15 protein-coding genes are annotated in these 17,708 nt (G+C 56.6%); all 15 read left to right on the top strand.

Features of this window, described 5'->3' with window-relative positions; all coding sequences use genetic code 11:
• Positions 1–333 precede the first annotated feature (333 nt).
• The 15 genes from ilvI (at position 334) to AC6I8X_RS03720 (ending at position 17,708) form a co-directional block, all read left to right on the top strand.
• Entirely contained in the window at positions 334–2,058 is a 1,725-nt protein-coding gene (gene ilvI, locus AC6I8X_RS03650) for an acetolactate synthase 3 large subunit (RefSeq protein WP_084872647.1), read from the top strand.
• A gap of 2 nt (positions 2,059–2,060) precedes the next feature.
• Positions 2,061–2,552, top strand: a complete 492-nt coding sequence (gene ilvN, locus AC6I8X_RS03655) for an acetolactate synthase small subunit (protein ID WP_084872650.1) — start codon at positions 2,061–2,063, stop codon at positions 2,550–2,552.
• Positions 2,553–2,749: 197 nt separating this feature from the next.
• On the top strand, positions 2,750–3,760 hold the full coding sequence (gene cra, locus AC6I8X_RS03660) for a catabolite repressor/activator (RefSeq protein WP_299457461.1): 1,011 nt from the start codon (positions 2,750–2,752) through the stop codon (positions 3,758–3,760).
• A gap of 490 nt (positions 3,761–4,250) precedes the next feature.
• Positions 4,251–4,709 carry a division/cell wall cluster transcriptional repressor MraZ gene (gene mraZ, locus AC6I8X_RS03665; protein WP_084872656.1) on the top strand — a complete coding sequence of 153 codons (459 nt, stop codon included), beginning with the start codon at positions 4,251–4,253 and terminating at the stop codon, positions 4,707–4,709.
• 2 nt (positions 4,710–4,711) lie between these two features.
• Positions 4,712–5,653, top strand: coding sequence for a 16S rRNA (cytosine(1402)-N(4))-methyltransferase RsmH (rsmH, locus tag AC6I8X_RS03670; RefSeq protein WP_313690402.1), 942 nt, complete (start codon positions 4,712–4,714; stop codon positions 5,651–5,653).
• Positions 5,650–5,970 (top strand): cell division protein FtsL, encoded by a 321-nt coding sequence (gene ftsL, locus AC6I8X_RS03675; RefSeq protein ID WP_084872661.1) that lies wholly within the window; start codon positions 5,650–5,652, stop codon positions 5,968–5,970. Before rsmH ends, ftsL begins: the two co-directional genes overlap by 4 nt.
• Positions 5,971–5,986: 16 nt before the next feature.
• A complete protein-coding gene (locus tag AC6I8X_RS03680; protein ID WP_416413143.1) occupies positions 5,987–7,753 on the top strand; it encodes a peptidoglycan glycosyltransferase FtsI in 1,767 nt (588 codons plus the stop codon).
• Positions 7,740–9,227: a UDP-N-acetylmuramoyl-L-alanyl-D-glutamate--2,6-diaminopimelate ligase gene (gene murE, locus AC6I8X_RS03685; protein ID WP_497840583.1), complete on the top strand. Its 1,488-nt coding sequence runs from the start codon at positions 7,740–7,742 to the stop codon at positions 9,225–9,227. The genes AC6I8X_RS03680 and murE overlap by 14 nt, the downstream gene beginning before the upstream one ends.
• On the top strand, positions 9,224–10,585 hold the full coding sequence (murF, locus tag AC6I8X_RS03690) for a UDP-N-acetylmuramoyl-tripeptide--D-alanyl-D-alanine ligase (RefSeq protein ID WP_313689908.1): 1,362 nt from the start codon (positions 9,224–9,226) through the stop codon (positions 10,583–10,585). The genes murE and murF overlap by 4 nt, the downstream gene beginning before the upstream one ends.
• Positions 10,579–11,661, top strand: a complete 1,083-nt coding sequence (gene mraY / locus AC6I8X_RS03695) for a phospho-N-acetylmuramoyl-pentapeptide-transferase (RefSeq protein WP_084872672.1) — start codon at positions 10,579–10,581, stop codon at positions 11,659–11,661. Before murF ends, mraY begins: the two co-directional genes overlap by 7 nt.
• Before the next feature lie 2 nt (positions 11,662–11,663).
• Complete coding sequence (gene murD, locus AC6I8X_RS03700; RefSeq protein WP_497840584.1) at positions 11,664–12,980, top strand: UDP-N-acetylmuramoyl-L-alanine--D-glutamate ligase; 1,317 nt, start codon at positions 11,664–11,666, stop codon at positions 12,978–12,980.
• Positions 12,980–14,194: a cell division protein FtsW gene (gene ftsW, locus AC6I8X_RS03705; protein ID WP_313689949.1), complete on the top strand. Its 1,215-nt coding sequence runs from the start codon at positions 12,980–12,982 to the stop codon at positions 14,192–14,194. Before murD ends, ftsW begins: the two co-directional genes overlap by 1 nt.
• The gene (murG, locus tag AC6I8X_RS03710) at positions 14,191–15,249 is read left to right on the top strand and encodes an undecaprenyldiphospho-muramoylpentapeptide beta-N-acetylglucosaminyltransferase (protein ID WP_084872680.1); all 1,059 of its coding nucleotides are present in this window, start codon (positions 14,191–14,193) and stop codon (positions 15,247–15,249) included. The genes ftsW and murG overlap by 4 nt, the downstream gene beginning before the upstream one ends.
• 70 nt (positions 15,250–15,319) lie before the next feature.
• Positions 15,320–16,795, top strand: coding sequence for a UDP-N-acetylmuramate--L-alanine ligase (gene murC / locus AC6I8X_RS03715; protein WP_497840585.1), 1,476 nt, complete (start codon positions 15,320–15,322; stop codon positions 16,793–16,795).
• Positions 16,788–17,708, top strand: coding sequence for a D-alanine--D-alanine ligase (locus AC6I8X_RS03720; protein ID WP_084872685.1), 921 nt, complete (start codon positions 16,788–16,790; stop codon positions 17,706–17,708). The genes murC and AC6I8X_RS03720 overlap by 8 nt, the downstream gene beginning before the upstream one ends.

Below are 17,708 nucleotides of genomic sequence, written 5' to 3' on the forward strand. Positions count from 1 at the left end.
CACCAGACCAGCATTATCCTCTGCCCTTCAGTGCTGGCATTAGTTTAATCCTCGCAAGCGATTATCACCCCTTAGTGCCTTTACTGCCATCATCAGCACGGTACGGCGTTGCGGCGTTTGCCTGCCGGGTTTTCTGCGGTTATGGTAATCGACCTACTCTCAAAAGAATGAACTCAAGTAGATTTCCCTGTACCTGGAAGGTGGAAATGACTTCCCTCTTCTGAGCATAAACATAAGGTTTTGATCTTAATTGGCGAATATGGGGCAGGATGCAAGTGGCGCGCCGGAAAGCGGTCGTCAGTGGATTCAGTTCCTCAAGCCTGGAGGCAGAAAATGGAGATGTTGTCAGGAGCCGAAATGGTCGTCCGTTCGTTAATCGATCAGGGCGTTAAGCAGGTATTCGGTTATCCGGGCGGAGCGGTGCTCGATATTTATGACGCTCTGCAAACGGTCGGCGGTATCGACCACGTATTAGTTCGCCATGAGCAGGGCGCTGTGCATATGGCTGACGGCCTGGCGCGCGCCACCGGCGAAGTTGGCGTCGTGCTGGTGACTTCCGGCCCGGGTGCCACCAATGCCATTACCGGCATCGCGACTGCCTATATGGACTCCATCCCGATGGTGGTGTTGTCGGGTCAGGTGCCTTCTTCGCTGATCGGTTATGACGCTTTCCAGGAGTGCGACATGGTCGGGATTTCCCGTCCGGTGGTGAAGCACAGCTTCCTGGTGAAAAGCACCGAAGAAATCCCTACCGTGATCAAGAAAGCCTTCTGGCTGGCGTCCAGTGGTCGTCCGGGTCCGGTGGTTATCGATCTGCCAAAAGATATTCTTAACCCGGCCAATAAGCTGCCCTACGTCTGGCCGGAATCGGTTAGCATGCGTTCCTACAACCCGACGATTCAGGGCCACAAGGGACAGATTAAGCGCGCATTGCAGACGCTGCTGGCGGCGCATAATCCGGTGATGTACGTGGGTGGCGGTGCCATTACTTCGGGTTGTGAAGCGGAACTGCTGCAACTGGCGGAAACGCTGAACATTCCGGTGACCACTTCCCTGATGGGATTGGGTGCCTTCCCGGGTACGCATCGTCAGTGCGTGGGTATGCTCGGCATGCACGGCACCTATGAAGCCAACATGGTGATGCACAACGCCGATCTGATTTTCGGCATCGGTGTGCGCTTCGATGACCGCACCACCAACAACCTGGCGAAATATTGCCCGAACGCTACGGTGATGCATATCGACGTTGATCCCACTTCGATCTCCAAAACCGTCGCGGCCGATATCCCTATTGTTGGCGATGCGAAACAAACGCTGTCGCAAATGCTGGAGTTGCTGGCACAGACCGACGTTAAGCAGGAGCTCGACAGCCTGCGTGACTGGTGGCAACGCATCGACGGCTGGCGCAGCCGCAAATGCCTCGAATTTGATCGCACCAGCGACAAAATCAAACCGCAGGCGGTTATCGAAACCATCTGGCGTTTGACCAAAGGTGAGGCTTACGTCACGTCAGACGTCGGTCAGCACCAGATGTTTGCTGCGCTGTATTATCAGTTTGATAAGCCGCGTCGCTGGATCAACTCCGGTGGCCTCGGCACCATGGGCTTTGGCCTGCCTGCCGCGCTGGGTGTGAAAATGGCGCTGCCGGAAGAAACCGTTATCTGTGTCACCGGTGATGGCAGTATCCAGATGAACATTCAGGAACTCTCGACCGCGCTGCAATACGATTTGCCTGTGCTGGTGCTGAACCTGAACAACCGCTTCCTCGGCATGGTGAAGCAGTGGCAGGACATGATCTACTCTGGCCGCCATTCGCAATCCTATATGGAATCACTGCCGGACTTCGTGCGTCTCGCTGAGGCTTATGGCCACGTGGGTATCGCCATTCAGCATCCGGCCGAGCTGGAAGAGAAACTGACGCAGGCGCTGGAGACCCTGGCGAAAGGGCGTCTGGTGTTTGTGGATGTGACCGTGGATGGCAGCGAGCACGTTTACCCGATGCAGATTCGTGGTGGCGGTATGGACGAGATGTGGTTGAGCAAAACGGAGAGGACATAATTATGCGTCGCATTTTATCGGTACTGCTGGAGAACGAATCCGGCGCATTGTCCCGCGTGATTGGGCTGTTTTCGCAGCGTGGCTACAACATCGAAAGTCTGACGGTCGCCCCGACTGACGATCCCACCCTGTCCCGCATGACGATTCAAACCGTCGGCGATGCCAAGGTGCTGGAGCAGATCGAGAAGCAACTGCATAAGCTGGTGGACGTGTTACGTGTCAGCGAACTGGGGCAGGGTGCCTACGTTGAACGTGAAATCATGCTGGTGAAAATCCAGGCCACCGGTTATGGCCGCGAAGAAGTGAAGCGTAGCGCGGAAATTTTCCGTGGGCAGATCATCGATGTGACGCCAACGCTGTACACGGTTCAGCTGGCGGGCACCAGCGACAAACTGGATGCGTTCCTGAACACCGTCCGCGACGTTGCGGAAATCGTGGAAGTGGCGCGCTCCGGTATCGTCGGCGTGGCTCGTGGCGAGCGCATCATGCGTTAATTGTCACTGCCCGGATTGAGTCTCAATGCTAACCCGGCGGAATGCCGGGTTTTTTTATTTTATGCGCTTGCACACCCCAGCGGATAAAAGCGGTTGCTCAGCGTAGTTTTCTGCGGTTAGATGTTACAAATGTTTTACCCTTAGCTACTCTGCGGACATTTTCGCCAGCATGGCTAATCAGGAATTAAGGTGTCATCGTGAAACTGGATGAAATCGCGCGCCTGGCTGGCGTGTCGCGCACCACGGCCAGCTACGTCATTAATGGCAAAGCGCGGCAATATCGTGTCAGCGACAAAACCGTCGAGAAAGTGATGGCGGTGGTGCGTGAGTACAATTATCACCCGAATGCCGTGGCGGCGGGCTTGCGTGCCGGACGTACCCGTTCAATTGGCCTGGTGATCCCCGATCTGGAAAATACCAGCTATACGCGTATCGCGAACTATCTTGAGCGTCAGGCACGCCAGCGTGGCTACCAGCTGCTGATCGCCTGCTCGGAAGATCAGCCTGACAATGAAATGCGTTGCATCGAACATTTGTTGCAGCGTCAGGTAGATGCGATCATCGTCTCCACCTCGTTGCCGCCAGAGCATCCGTTTTATCAGCGCTGGATCAACGATCCACTGCCGATCATTGCGCTGGATCGCGCGCTGGATCGTGAACATTTTACCAGCGTGGTGGGTGCCGATCAGGATGATGCCCATCAGCTTGCCGCTGAATTGCGTCAGCTACCGGTGAAAAATGTGCTGTTCCTTGGAGCACTGCCAGAGTTGTCGGTGAGTTTCCTGCGTGAAATGGGCTTCCGTGAAGCCTGGAAAGACGACGAACGCCCGATTGATTATATCTACTGCAATAGCTTTGAACGTACTGCGGCAGCGGCCCTGTTCGAGAAGTATCTGGAAGATCACCCGATGCCGGAGGCCTTGTTCACCACTTCTTTCGGTTTGTTGCAGGGCGTTATGGATGTCACGCTGAAACGTGACGGGCGGTTACCCACCGATCTGGCGATTGCCACTTTTGGCGACCACGAGTTACTGGATTTCCTTGAGTGTCCGGTGCTGGCGGTGGGACAGCGTCATCGTGATGTTGCCGAGCGCGTTCTGGAACTGGTTTTAGCCTCGCTGGATGAACCGCGGAAACCGAAGCCAGGTTTAACCCGAATTCGCCGTAATTTATTCCGTCGTGGGCAATTAAGCCGCCGGATAAAATGAATGATGGGCGGCGTGCTGCCCACTTTATTCATCATGCTTTTAATTTCCCCCGCAACCTTCCACGTAAAAAAGCGTAAATTCTCCTCGACCTTGCTAACAAATTAAGCGCACTACCTTTTCTTATTTGTTTACATCTTCGGCATCTGCTGGTAGCAGAGCTGTCGCGATGGTGCTGGGCTTCCTTTAGGAAATCCCCTAAAATGCAGCCGCTGTCGCATATCGTCAGATATTTATCAAAACGCGATAAAGCGCTTTATTTTTCGCCGCTTTTCAATACGTGAAAATTTTTATTCCATTATTCATCAGGTTAATTTTTATTTTGCCATTCACGACCTTCTTATTCCCACCGCCAAATAATTTCACCCGCTGTAAAGAGTGATATTCACTTGCCGTTGCGGCTTGACAAGGATTTCATCGGCTCCGTAAACTCTTTTCGTGGTAAAATGTGGGATAAAGTGGTGAAAAAGGGTATCTGAGGGGTGAGGCTGGCATGTTCCGTGGGGCAACGTTAGTCAATCTCGACAGCAAAGGGCGACTGGCCGTACCAACGCGCTATCGTGAATTGCTGATCGCAGAGTCTCAGGGTCAAATGGTTTGTACCATCGACCTCCACCAGCCCTGCCTGCTGCTTTATACCCTGCCCGAATGGGAAATCATTGAGAAAAAGCTGTCTCGCTTATCCAGCATGAATCCCGCCGAGCGTCGCGTGCAGCGGCTGCTGTTGGGTCATGCCAGTGAGTGTCAGATGGATAATGCAGGCCGCCTGCTACTGGCGAATACCCTTCGTCAGCATGCGAGCCTGAGCAAAGAAGTGATGCTGGTTGGACAGTTCAACAAGTTTGAATTGTGGGATGAACAGACCTGGTATCAACAAGTTAAGGACGATATTGACGCAGAACAGTCGGCTCAGGAGCCTTTATCTGAGCGGTTGCAGGACTTGTCGCTATAGCTATGCAGGAAAATTTCAAACACACCACAGTGCTGCTGGATGAGGCGGTTAACGCGCTCAATATCAGGGAAGACGGCATATACATTGACGGCACTTTTGGTCGCGGTGGTCACTCCAGATTGATCCTTTCGCAACTTGGCGCGAACGGGCAGCTACTGGCGATAGATCGCGATCCGCAAGCCATAGCCGCAGCCGCTGAGATAAAAGATCCGCGCTTCTCGATCGTCCACGGGCCGTTTTCGGCGCTGGCAGAGTACGTGACCGAGCGCGGGCTGAACGGAAAAATTGACGGCGTTTTACTGGACCTGGGCGTGTCATCGCCGCAGCTGGATGACGCCGAACGTGGATTCTCTTTCATGCGTGATGGGCCATTGGACATGCGCATGGACCCGACGCGCGGACAATCGGCGTCGGAATGGTTGCTCAGTGCCGAAGAGGCGGATATTGCCTTTGTACTGAAAACCTACGGTGAGGAACGCTTCGCCAAACGTATTGCCCGCGCGATTGTTGAGCGCAACCGTGAGCAGCCGATGACGCGCACCAAAGAACTGGCCGACGTTATCTATGCAGCAACACCGGTGAAAGACAAATTTAAGCACCCGGCGACCCGCAGCTTTCAGGCGATTCGTATCTGGATCAACAGCGAACTGGAAGAGATCGACATCGCGCTGAAAGGGGCATTGTCGGTGCTGGCACCTGGCGGCAGGCTGTCAGTGATCAGCTTCCATTCACTGGAAGATCGCCTGGTGAAACGTTTTATGCGCGATCAAAGTCGTGGTCCGCAGGTACCGGCTGGCATTCCGATGACCGAAACGCAGCTGAAAGCGCTGGGTGGTCGGGAGCTAAAAACCCTCGGCAAACTGGTGCCGGGAGACGCCGAAGTCGCTGAAAACCCACGCGCACGGAGTTCCGTGTTGCGTATTGCTGAAAGGACGGCGTCATGATCGGAAACGAACGCCACAGTCTGCCCGGAGTCATTGGTGGCGATTTGCTGCGTTTTGGCAAGATCCCGGTGCTGTTGCTGGTGGCAGTTTTGGTTTCCGCCATGCTGGTGGTGACGACGACGCACAAAACGCGTCGTCTGACGGCAGAACGCGAACAGCTGGTGCTGGAGCGTGACGCATTAGATATCGAATGGCGCAACCTGATTCTTGAAGAGAACGCCCTCGGCGACCACAGCCGGGTAGAACGAATCGCAACCGACAAACTGCAAATGCAGCATGTCGATCCTTCGCAGGAAAACATTGTGGTGCAGCAATAAGGAATCTCAGAACCTGATGAGCGGCGCGAGCAAAACGCTGAAGTTGAAAAAACAGGAAGATAAGGCCAGCTTTGTAAGCTGGCGTTTTGCGTTGCTGTGTGGCTGCATTTTACTGGCACTGGGTGGTCTGCTGTCTCGGGTGGCCTGGTTGCAGGTGATTAATCCTGACAAACTGGTGAAAGAAGGTGACCTGCGTTCGCTGCGCGTCCAGGCGGTGCCGACTGCCCGTGGCATGATCAGCGACCGTGCGGGCCGACCGCTGGCTGTCAGCGTGCCGGTGAACGCCATCTGGGCCGACCCGAAAGAATTGAATGAACACGGTGGTGTCTCCCTCGACAGCCGCTGGAAAGCCCTTTCCGATGCATTGTCGATCCCGCTCGATCAACTCTCCACGCGTATCAATGCCAATCCGAAAGGACGTTTTGTCTATCTGGCACGTCAGGTGAATCCGGCGATTGGCGAATACGTCAAAAAACTCAAGCTACCGGGTATCTATTTACGTGAAGAATCACGCCGCTACTACCCGGCGGGGCAGGTTACCGCGCATCTGATTGGCTTCACCAATATCGACGGCCAGGGCATTGAAGGCACAGAAAAAAGCTTCGACAAATGGCTGACCGGTGAACCCGGTGAACGTACCGTGCGTAAAGATCGCTTTGGTCGCGTGATTGAAGATATCTCGTCGGTTGATAGCCGTGCCGCCCATAACCTGACGCTGAGCATTGATGAACGCTTACAGGCGCTGGTGTACCGCGAACTGAATAACGCGGTGGCTTTCAACAAAGCGGAATCGGGCTCGGCGGTGCTGGTGGACGTCAATACCGGTGAAGTGCTGGCCATGGCCAACAGCCCGGCCTACAACCCGAACAATCTGGGCAACACACCGAAAGATGTGATGCGTAACCGCGCTATCACCGACATCTTCGAACCGGGTTCTACTGTGAAGCCGATGGTGGTGATGACCGCCCTGCAACGCGGTGTGGTGAAAGAAAACAGCGTATTGAATACCGTGCCTTATCGTATCAATGGTCATGAGATCAAAGATGTGGCGCGTTACAACGAATTGACCCTGACCGGGGTTCTGCAGAAGTCGAGTAACGTCGGGGTTTCCCGTCTGGCGTTAGCGATGCCGTCCTCAGCTCTCGTAGAAACTTACGCGCGCTTTGGACTGGGTAAGCCGACCAATTTGGGGTTGGTCGGAGAAAGCAGTGGCTTATATCCTCAAAAACAACGGTGGTCTGACATAGAGAGGGCCACCTTCTCTTTCGGCTACGGGCTAATGGTAACGCCGTTACAGTTAGCGCGAGTCTACGCAACCATTGGCAGTTATGGCGTCTATCGCCCGCTGTCGATTACCAAAGTTGATCCACCGGTACCCGGTGAGCGTGTTTTCCCGGAAGAACTGGTGAAAACCGTGATGCATATGATGGAAAGCGTCGCGCTGCCCGGTGGCGGTGGTGTGAAGGCGGCCATCAAGGGCTACCGTATTGCGATCAAAACCGGGACCGCGAAAAAAGTCGGACCGGATGGGCGCTACGTCAATAAATACATTGCTTATACCGCGGGCGTTGCGCCTGCCAGTCATCCTCGTTTCGCGCTGGTGGTGGTGATCAACGATCCCCAGGCCGGTAAATATTATGGTGGTGCGGTCTCCGCGCCGGTGTTCGGTGCCATCATGGGCGGCGTGCTGCGTACCATGAATATCGAACCCGATGCGCTACCGGTAATTGATAAGAACGAGTTGGTGAAAAACCGAAGTGAGGAATCAAGTGACAGATCGTAACCTGCGCGATTTACTGGCCCCGTGGGTGCCGGGCGCGCCGGCGCGTCCACTCCGTGACATGACACTGGATAGCCGCTCTGCGGCTTCTGGCGATCTGTTTATCGCCGTGGCGGGCCATCATGCTGATGGACGTCGATTTATTCCGCAGGCTATTGCCCAGGGCGTGGCGGCAGTGATTGCCGAAGCCGAAGGTGAGGCCAGCGATGGAGATATCCGTGAGATGCATGGCGTCCCGGTTATCTATCTGGCGCAGTTGCCGCAGCGTCTCTCGGCACTGGCTGGACGCTTTTATCAGCAGCCTGCTGAAAAGCTTAAATTAATTGGTGTCACCGGCACCAACGGTAAAACCACCACCACCCAGTTGATTGCGCAGTGGGCCAATCTGCTGGGTGAAACCGGTGCCGTAATGGGCACCGTCGGTAATGGACTGTACGGTCGTCTGGTGCCAGCTGAAAACACCACCGGTTCCGCCGTGGATGTGCAGCACGTCCTGCACGATCTGGTTGGCCTGGGCGCCACGCTTACGGCGATGGAAGTGTCATCGCACGGTCTGGTGCAACATCGCGTGGCCGCGCTGCCGTTTGCCGCCGCGGTATTCACCAATCTGAGCCGTGATCATCTCGATTACCACGGCGATATGCAGAGCTATGAATCTGCCAAATGGCTGCTGTTCTCAGAACATCAGGTCGATGTGGCGATTATCAATGCGGATGACGAAGTCGGACGCCGCTGGCTGGCCAAACTGCCGGATGCCGTTGCCGTCACCATGCAGGATAACCTGCAACCCGGCTGTCATGGCCGCTGGCTAAAAGCCACGCAAGTGACGTATCACGATGGTGGCGCACATATTCGCTTTAGCTCCAGCTGGGGCGACGGTGAGTTTGATAGCCGCCTGATGGGCGCTTTCAATGTCAGCAATCTGCTGCTGGCGCTGGCAACCCTGCTTTCGCTGGATTATCCGCTGGCGTCGCTGGTCAGCAGCGCGTCACAGTTACTGCCGGTGACCGGTCGCATGGAAGTCTTTAGCGCACCTGATAAACCTACCGTAGTGGTGGATTACGCCCATACGCCCGATGCGCTGGAGAAAGCGCTGGAGGCCGCTCGCCTGCATTGCAAAGGCCAGCTGTGGTGCCTGTTTGGTTGTGGCGGCGATCGCGACAAAGGTAAGCGCCCACTGATGGGAGCCATCGCAGAACAGTTCGCTGACGTGGTGGTGATCACCGATGACAATCCTCGCAGCGAAGATCCGCAGGCGATTGTGAATGATATTTTGACCGGTCTGCTCGATCCGGGCCGCGCCCGTGTGGTGGCTGGCCGCGCGCAGGCGGTCACTAACGCCATCATGCAGGCCAAAAGTAACGATATCGTGCTGGTGGCTGGCAAGGGCCATGAAGATTACCAGATCGTCGGCAATCGTCGTCTGGATTACTCGGATCGCGATACCGTCGCGCGTCTGCTGGGGGTGATGGCATGATCCCGCTTTCACTCACAACCCTGGCGGAAATCTCAGGCGGCACGCTTAACGGCCACGATCTCAGCGTTAGCGACGTGGTGACCGACACCCGCAAAGTGACGGCGGGTTGCCTGTTTGTCGCGCTGGTAGGGGAGCGTTTCGATGCCCATGATTTCGTAGCGGATGCCATTGCCCAAGGGGCGCAGGCGTTACTGGTCAGTAAACCATTACCGGTGGCTGTACCACAGGTGGTGGTGGCCGATACGCGCATTGCTTTTGGTCGCCTCGGTGCCTGGGTGCGCCAGCAGGTGAAAGCACGCGTGGTGGCGTTAACCGGTTCGTCGGGCAAAACCTCGGTTAAAGAGATGACCGCCGCGATTCTGCGTCAGTGCGGGGAAACGCTGTATACCGCTGGCAACCTGAACAATGATTTTGGCGTGCCGATGACGCTGCTGCGTCTGACCAAAGAACATGATTATGCGGTGATTGAGCTGGGTGCTAACCATCAGGGCGAAATTGCTTACACCACCGATCTGGTGCGTCCGGAGACGGCGCTGGTCAATAACCTGGCCGCTGCGCATCTGGAAGGGTTTGGTTCACTGGCAGGCGTTGCCAAAGCAAAGGGCGAGATTTTTGCCGGTTTGCCGCCTCATGGCACAGCCATCATCAACGCAGAGAGCAATGATCTGCTGAACTGGCAGCCGCAGTTTGCCGGTAAAACCCTGTGGCGTTTCTCGCCGCAGCCGCAGGCGGATGCTGAGTTCCGTGCCAGCGATATCACGCTACGCCCGGATGCCACCCTGTTCACGCTGCATACCCCGCGTGGCGACATTGCCATCACGCTGCCACTGCCGGGACGTCACAACATTGCCAACGCGCTGGCGGCGGCGGCATTAGCGTTATCGGTCGATGCACCGCTGAACGCGATTCAGGCTGGCCTGAAAACCTTGCAGCCGGTTCCAGGACGCTTGTTCCCGGTTCGTCTGGCTGAACATCAACTGCTGCTTGATGATAGCTACAACGCCAATGTCGGTTCTATGACCGCTGCCGCGCAGGTGCTGGGTGATATGCCGGGCTACCGTGTGATGGTGGTGGGTGATATGGCCGAACTTGGGGAGGAGGCTGAAGCCTGCCATCGTCAGGTCGGTGACGCGGCAAAAGCCGCCGGAATTGATTGTGTGCTGAGCACCGGACGCTTAAGCCAGTTGATCAGTGAAAACAGTGGCAATGGCGAGCATTTCGCCAGTAAAGCCGCGCTGATTGAACGTTTGCGGACGCTATTGTCCGAACATCAGGACATTACCATTTTGATTAAGGGTTCGCGTAGTGCCGCCATGGAGCAGGTAGTACAGAGCTTACAGGAGAAAGGAACATGCTAGTCTGGCTGGCCGAGCATTTGGTCGCACTTTATTCCGGCTTTAACGTCTTTTCCTATCTGACGTTTCGCGCCATTGTCAGCCTGCTGACCGCGTTGTTCATCTCATTGTGGATGGGCCCCCGTCTGATTGCCTGGCTGCAAAAGCTGCAGATTGGTCAGGTGGTGCGTAACGATGGCCCTGAGTCGCATTTCAGTAAACGCGGCACCCCGACCATGGGCGGCATCATGATCCTCACCTCCATCACCGTGTCGGTGCTGATGTGGGCGTATCCGTCGAACCCGTATGTCTGGTGCGTACTGGCTGTGCTGATCGGCTTTGGCATTATCGGTTTTGTCGATGATTACCGCAAAGTGGTGCGCAAAGACACCAAGGGCCTGATTGCACGCTGGAAATATTTCTGGATGTCGGTGATCTCGCTGGGTGTGGCCTTCGCGCTCTATCTGGCGGGTAAAGATACCCCGGCGACCGAGCTGGTGGTGCCGTTCTTTAAAGACATCATGCCGCAGCTGGGGCTGTTCTACGTTCTGCTGGCCTACTTTGTGATTGTCGGCACCGGGAACGCGGTCAACCTTACCGATGGTCTGGATGGCCTGGCAATCATGCCTACGGTGTTTGTCGCGGCTGGTTTTGCGCTGGTGGCCTGGGCGACCGGTAACGTGAAGTTTGCTGAGTACCTGCACATCCCGTATCTGCGTCATGCCGGTGAGCTGGTGATTGTGTGTACCGCGATTGTCGGGGCCGGTCTTGGCTTCCTGTGGTTCAACACCTATCCGGCGCAGGTCTTTATGGGCGATGTGGGTTCACTGGCGCTGGGTGGCGCGCTGGGTACCATTGCGGTGCTGTTGCGTCAGGAATTTTTGCTGGTGATCATGGGGGGCGTGTTCGTGGTTGAAACGCTGTCGGTGATCCTGCAGGTGGGATCGTTCAAGCTGCGCGGGCAACGTATTTTCCGCATGGCCCCGATCCATCACCACTATGAATTGAAAGGCTGGCCGGAGCCGCGCGTCATCGTGCGCTTCTGGATCATTTCGCTGATGCTGGTGCTGATTGGCCTGGCAACGCTGAAGGTACGTTAATTATGGCTGACTATCGGGGCAGAAAAGTCGTCATCATCGGGTTGGGCCTGACGGGCCTGTCCTGTGTTGATTTCTTTTTAGCGCAGGGGGTGACCCCTCGCGTGATGGACACCCGTGTGTCACCACCTGGGCTGGATAAATTGCCGGAGCAGGTGGAGCGCTATGTCGGTGGGTTGAACGACGACTGGCTGCTGGCGGCAGACCTCATCATCGCCAGCCCGGGCATTGCCCTGGCGCATCCGGCGCTGAGCGATGCGGCGGATGCTGGTATCGAAATCGTCGGCGATATCGAACTGTTTTGCCGTGAAGCCCAGGCACCGATTGTGGCGATTACCGGCTCGAACGGAAAAAGCACGGTGACCACGCTGGTCGGTGAGATGGCGCGTGCCGCAGGCTGGCAGGTGGGTGTGGGCGGCAACATCGGTTTACCGGCGCTGTCGCTGCTGAAATCCCCGGCGCAGCTGTATGTGCTGGAACTTTCCAGTTTCCAGCTGGAAACCACCCATAGCCTGAAAGCCGCAGCGGCAACCATCCTTAACGTGACCGAAGACCATATGGATCGCTACCCGCTGGGGATGCAGCAATATCGTGCCGCCAAATTGCGAATCTATGAAAACGCCAGCGTCTGCGTGGTGAATGCCGATGACGGCATGACCATGCCGGTTCGCGGTGCCGATACCCGCTGTGTCAGCTTTGGTATCGACCTCGGTGATTATCATCTCAACCGGCAGCAGGGGAGCACCTGGCTGCGGGTGAAAGGTGAGAAAGTGCTGAACACCGACGAAATGAAGCTGGTGGGTCAGCACAACTATACCAACGCGTTGGCGGCACTGGCGCTGGCGGATGCGGTGCATATTCCGCGTGCGTCCAGCCTGAAAGCGTTAACCACCTTCACCGGCCTGCCGCACCGTTTCCAGCTGGTGCATGAAGCGAAAGGTGTGCGCTGGATTAACGATTCAAAAGCCACCAACGTGGGCAGCACCGAAGCGGCACTGAATGGTTTGCAGGTCAAAGGGACGTTGTGGCTGCTGCTGGGCGGTGATGGTAAATCGGCCGATTTCAGTCCGCTGGCGCGTTACCTGCAAGGTAACAACATACAACTGTTTTGCTTTGGTCGTGATGGTGATGCGCTGGCCGCGCTGCGCCCGGAAATTGCCACGCGCACCGAAACCATGCAGCAGGCAATGGAGCAGATCGCCAGCCAGGTGAAAGCGGGCGATATGGTTTTACTGTCACCGGCCTGCGCCAGCCTCGATCAGTTCCGTAATTTTGAACAACGCGGCGACCAGTTCGCGCAACTGGCGAAGGAGTTAGGCTGATGCGAATTCCCGGCACCGCGATAGCCAGCTTCCTCTCCCTGCGCCTGAAAGATTGGGTGATGGGGGCGCGTGAGAACGAAGATGCACCAGTGGTGCTGTATGACCGCACGCTGCTGTGGCTGACGTTAGGTCTGGCGATTGTCGGTTTCGTGATGGTGACCTCGGCTTCAATGCCGGTAGGGCAGCGTCTGAACGAAGACCCGTTCTATTTTGCCAAGCGTGATGCGTTTTACATCATTCTGGCACTCGGTATGGCGCTGGTGACATTGCGTGTGCCGATGGATTTCTGGCAGCGCTACAGCAACGTGATGCTGGTGGTGACGGTGGTGATGCTGCTGATCGTGCTGGTGGTGGGTAGCTCAGTAAACGGGGCATCGCGTTGGATTGCGCTGGGGCCGCTGCGTATCCAGCCTGCGGAGCTTTCCAAGCTGTCGTTGTTCTGCTACCTCGCCAGTTACCTGGTGCGCAAGGTCGAAGAGGTGCGGAATAACTTCTGGGGCTTCTGTAAACCGATGGGGGTGATGGTGGTGCTGGCGGTGTTGCTGCTGGCGCAGCCGGACCTCGGAACGGTGGTGGTGCTGTTCGTGACCACGCTGGCGATGCTGTTTCTCGCCGGGGCAAAATTATGGCAGTTCCTGGCGATCATCGGATCCGGCATGTTTGCAGTGGTACTGCTGATTATCGCTGAACCCTACCGTATGCGCCGTGTGACCTCGTTCTGGAACCCGTGGGAAGATCCATTCGGTAGTGGATACCAGTTAACCCAGTCACTGATGGCGTTTGGTCGTGGCGAATTCTGGGGGCAGGGCCTCGGGAATTCAGTACAGAAACTGGAATATCTGCCCGAAGCGCATACCGACTTTATCTTCTCCATCATCGGTGAAGAATTGGGTTATGCCGGTGTGGTTTTGGCGCTGTTGATGGTATTCTTCGTCGCTTTTCGCGCGATGTCGATTGGCCGCCGCGCGCTGGAGATTGACCAGCGCTTTTCCGGCTTCCTGGCGTGTTCCATCGGTGTGTGGTTCAGCTTCCAGGCATTGGTTAACGTCGGTGCTGCTGCCGGTATGCTGCCGACCAAAGGTCTGACGCTGCCGCTGATCAGTTACGGCGGTTCCAGTCTGATTATCATGTCGACGGCCATCGTGTTTTTGTTGCGCATAGATTATGAAACGCGTCTGGCAAAAGCCCAGGCGTTTACCCGAGGTGGTCGATGAGTGGGAAGCGACTGATGGTGATGGCAGGCGGAACCGGTGGACATGTGTTCCCTGGTCTGGCTGTCGCCCATCATCTGATGGAACAGGGCTGGCAGGTCCGCTGGCTGGGAACCGCCGATCGTATGGAAGCCGATCTGGTGCCGAAGCATGGTATCGAGATTGATTTTATCCGCATCAGCGGTTTGCGCGGTAAAGGGGTAAAAGCACAACTGCTGGCCCCGGTACGTATTTTCAATGCATGGCGTCAGGCGCGCCGCATTATGAAAAACTGGCAGCCGGATGTGGTGCTGGGCATGGGTGGTTATGTTTCGGGTCCTGGTGGCCTGGCCGCCTGGAGTTGTGGCATCCCGGTGGTGCTGCATGAGCAGAATGGTATTGCCGGACTGACCAACAAATGGCTGGCGAAAATCGCCACCAAAGTGATGCAGGCTTTCCCGGGCGCATTCCCCAACGCGGATGTGGTGGGTAACCCGGTGCGTACCGATGTGCTGGCGCTGCCGTTGCCCGCCGAACGCCTGGCAGGGCGTAGCGGACCGGTACGGGTGCTGGTAGTCGGGGGCAGCCAGGGCGCGCGTATCCTGAACCAGACGCTGCCTGCGGTTGCCGCCGAACTGGGCGATGCCATCACCTTATGGCATCAGACTGGCAAAGGTGCGCTGGAAACCGTCCAGCAGGCTTATCGCGATGCGGGCCAGCCGCAGCATAAAGTCACCGAGTTTATCGATGACATGGCCGCTGCCTACGCCTGGGCTGATGTAGTGGTTTGCCGCTCAGGAGCACTGACGGTGAGTGAAGTGGCTGCCGCAGGTTTACCGGCGATTTTCGTGCCTTTTATGCATAAAGATCGCCAGCAGTACTGGAATGCGTTGCCGCTGGAGCAAGCGGGCGCAGCTAAAATTTTTGAGCAGCCGCAGTTCACCGCGGCTGTGGTAGCGGACACGCTGCGCCACTGGGATCGCCCCACACTGCTGACCATGGCAGAAAAGGCCCGCCAGGTGGCAATTCCTGATGCAACCGATCGGGTTGCGCAGGAAGTCGCAGGTGCCGCGAAATAAGTTAATCGGTCAGCGAGGCTGACCCGTACCTGATTCAGGTACAAATGGAAAACACAGGTAACAGAGACAGATGAATACACAGCAATTGGCAAAACTGCGTTCTATTGTGCCCGAGATGCGTCGCGTCCGGCACATCCACTTTGTCGGCATCGGTGGTGCTGGCATGGGCGGTATTGCCGAGGTGTTAGCGAACGAAGGTTATCATATTAGCGGTTCCGATTTGGCACCCAACCCGGTCACGCAGCATCTGGCGACGCTGGGCGCAACTATCTACTTCAACCATCGTCCAGAAAATGTGACCGATGCGAGCGTGGTGGTGGTTTCCACCGCCGTGGCGCAGGACAACCCTGAGCTGGTTGCGGCACGTGAACAGCGAATTCCGGTGATTCGCCGCGCAGAGATGCTGGCTGAACTGATGCGCTTCCGTCACGGCATCGCGATTGCTGGTACGCATGGTAAAACCACCACCACGGCGATGGTAGCGAGCATTTATGCCGAAGGCGGTCTGGACCCAACCTTCGTCAACGGTGGCCTGGTGAAAGCCGCCGGGACCCATGCGCGTCTGGGTAGCAGCCGTTATCTGATTGCCGAAGCGGACGAGAGCGATGCATCTTTCCTGCATCTGCAACCGATGGTGGCGATTGTTACCAATATCGAAGCAGATCATATGGATACCTATCAGGGCGATTTCGAGAACCTGAAGCAGACGTTCATTAACTTCCTGCACAACCTGCCGTTCTATGGCCGTGCGGTGATGTGTGTTGATGACGTGGTTATCCGTGACCTGATCCCGCGCGTCGGGCGTCAGATCACCACTTACGGATTTAGTGACGATGCGGATGTGCGCATTGAAAATTACGAGCAGCGTGGTGCGCAGGGGCATTTCACCCTGATCCGCCACGACAAGCCGGTACTGTATGTCACGCTGAACGCACCGGGTCGCCATAACGCGCTGAACGCAGCCGCGGCGGTGGCGGTGGCCAGCGAAGAAGGTATCGACGACAACGCTATTCTGGCCGCACTGGAGAGTTTCCAGGGCACCGGTCGCCGTTTTGACGTGCTGGGTGAGTTTGATACCGCACCCGTGAACGGTAAGCCAGGCAGCGCCATGCTGGTTGATGATTACGGTCACCATCCGACCGAAGTGGATGTGACCATTAAAGCGGCACGCGCTGGCTGGCCAGAGAAAAAGCTGGTGATGGTGTTCCAGCCGCACCGCTACACGCGTACCCGCGATCTGTTCGACGATTTCGCCAACGTGCTGTCGCAGGTGGATGTGTTGCTGATGCTGGATGTGTACCCGGCAGGGGAAACGGCAATCCCGGGAGCGGATAGTCGCTCGCTGTGCCGCGCGATTCGCGGCCGCGGCAAAGTGGACCCGATTCTGGTCTCCGAACACGATGCGCTGCCAGAAGCACTGGCCCCCCTGCTGACCGGTAACGATCTGGTCATCGTTCAGGGTGCTGGCAACATTGGCAAAATCGCCCGCAAGCTGGCAGAAATCCGTTTGCAACCCACGGTGAAAGCGGAGGTGCGCAATGGCTGAGAAGGTCGCGGTATTGTTAGGCGGCACCTCGGCGGAGCGTGAAGTTTCGCTGATGTCCGGTAACGCGGTACTGGCCGGGTTGCGTGAAATGGGCATTGACGCACATCCGGTGGATACGCGTGAGGTGTCGGTGCTCAACCTGAAGCAACAGGGATTTGATAAAGCCTTTATCGCGCTGCATGGCCGTGGCGGTGAAGACGGTACGTTGCAGGCGGTGCTGGAATTCCAGCAGATGCCGTATACCGGCAGCGGCGTGATGGCTTCGGCGATCACCATGGATAAACTGCGCAGCAAACTGCTGTGGCAGGGCAGGGGATTGCCTGCGGGTAAATTTGTCTGGCTGACACGTCAGCAGCAGGATAACGGCTTAGATGCAGCGACACTGGCATCGATTGAAGCCCTGGGTTTGCCGCTGTTCGTTAAGCCGAGCTGCGAAGGTTCCAGCGTGGGTATCAGCCGGGTGAACACTCTCGACGCGCTGCCTGCGGCGCTGGAAGAAGCTTTTCGTCACGACGAAGACGTGTTGGTTGAAGCCTTTCTGAGTGGTGCGGAATATACCGTCGGTATTTTAGGCGAGCAGATTCTGCCTTCCATCAGAATTAAGAGCGCCAGCGAGTTCTATGACTATGAAGCAAAATACATTTCTGACGATACTGAATACTTCTGTCCAAGTGGTTTGAGTGCCGAACGGGAAGCAGAATTGCAGGCGCTGGTGGTGGCTGCCTGGCGTGCGCTGGGATGCAGCGGCTGGGGACGTGTCGATGTGATGGTGGACGGTGATGACAATTTCCAGTTGCTGGAAGTGAATACCTCACCGGGCATGACCAGCCACAGTCTGGTACCGATGGCGGCGAAGCAGGCGGGGCTGAGTTTCCCGCAGCTGGTTGCACGTATTCTGGAGCTGGCCGACTGA

This window comes from Pantoea sp. X-Soil-TKNS-1280, assembly GCF_059730475.1.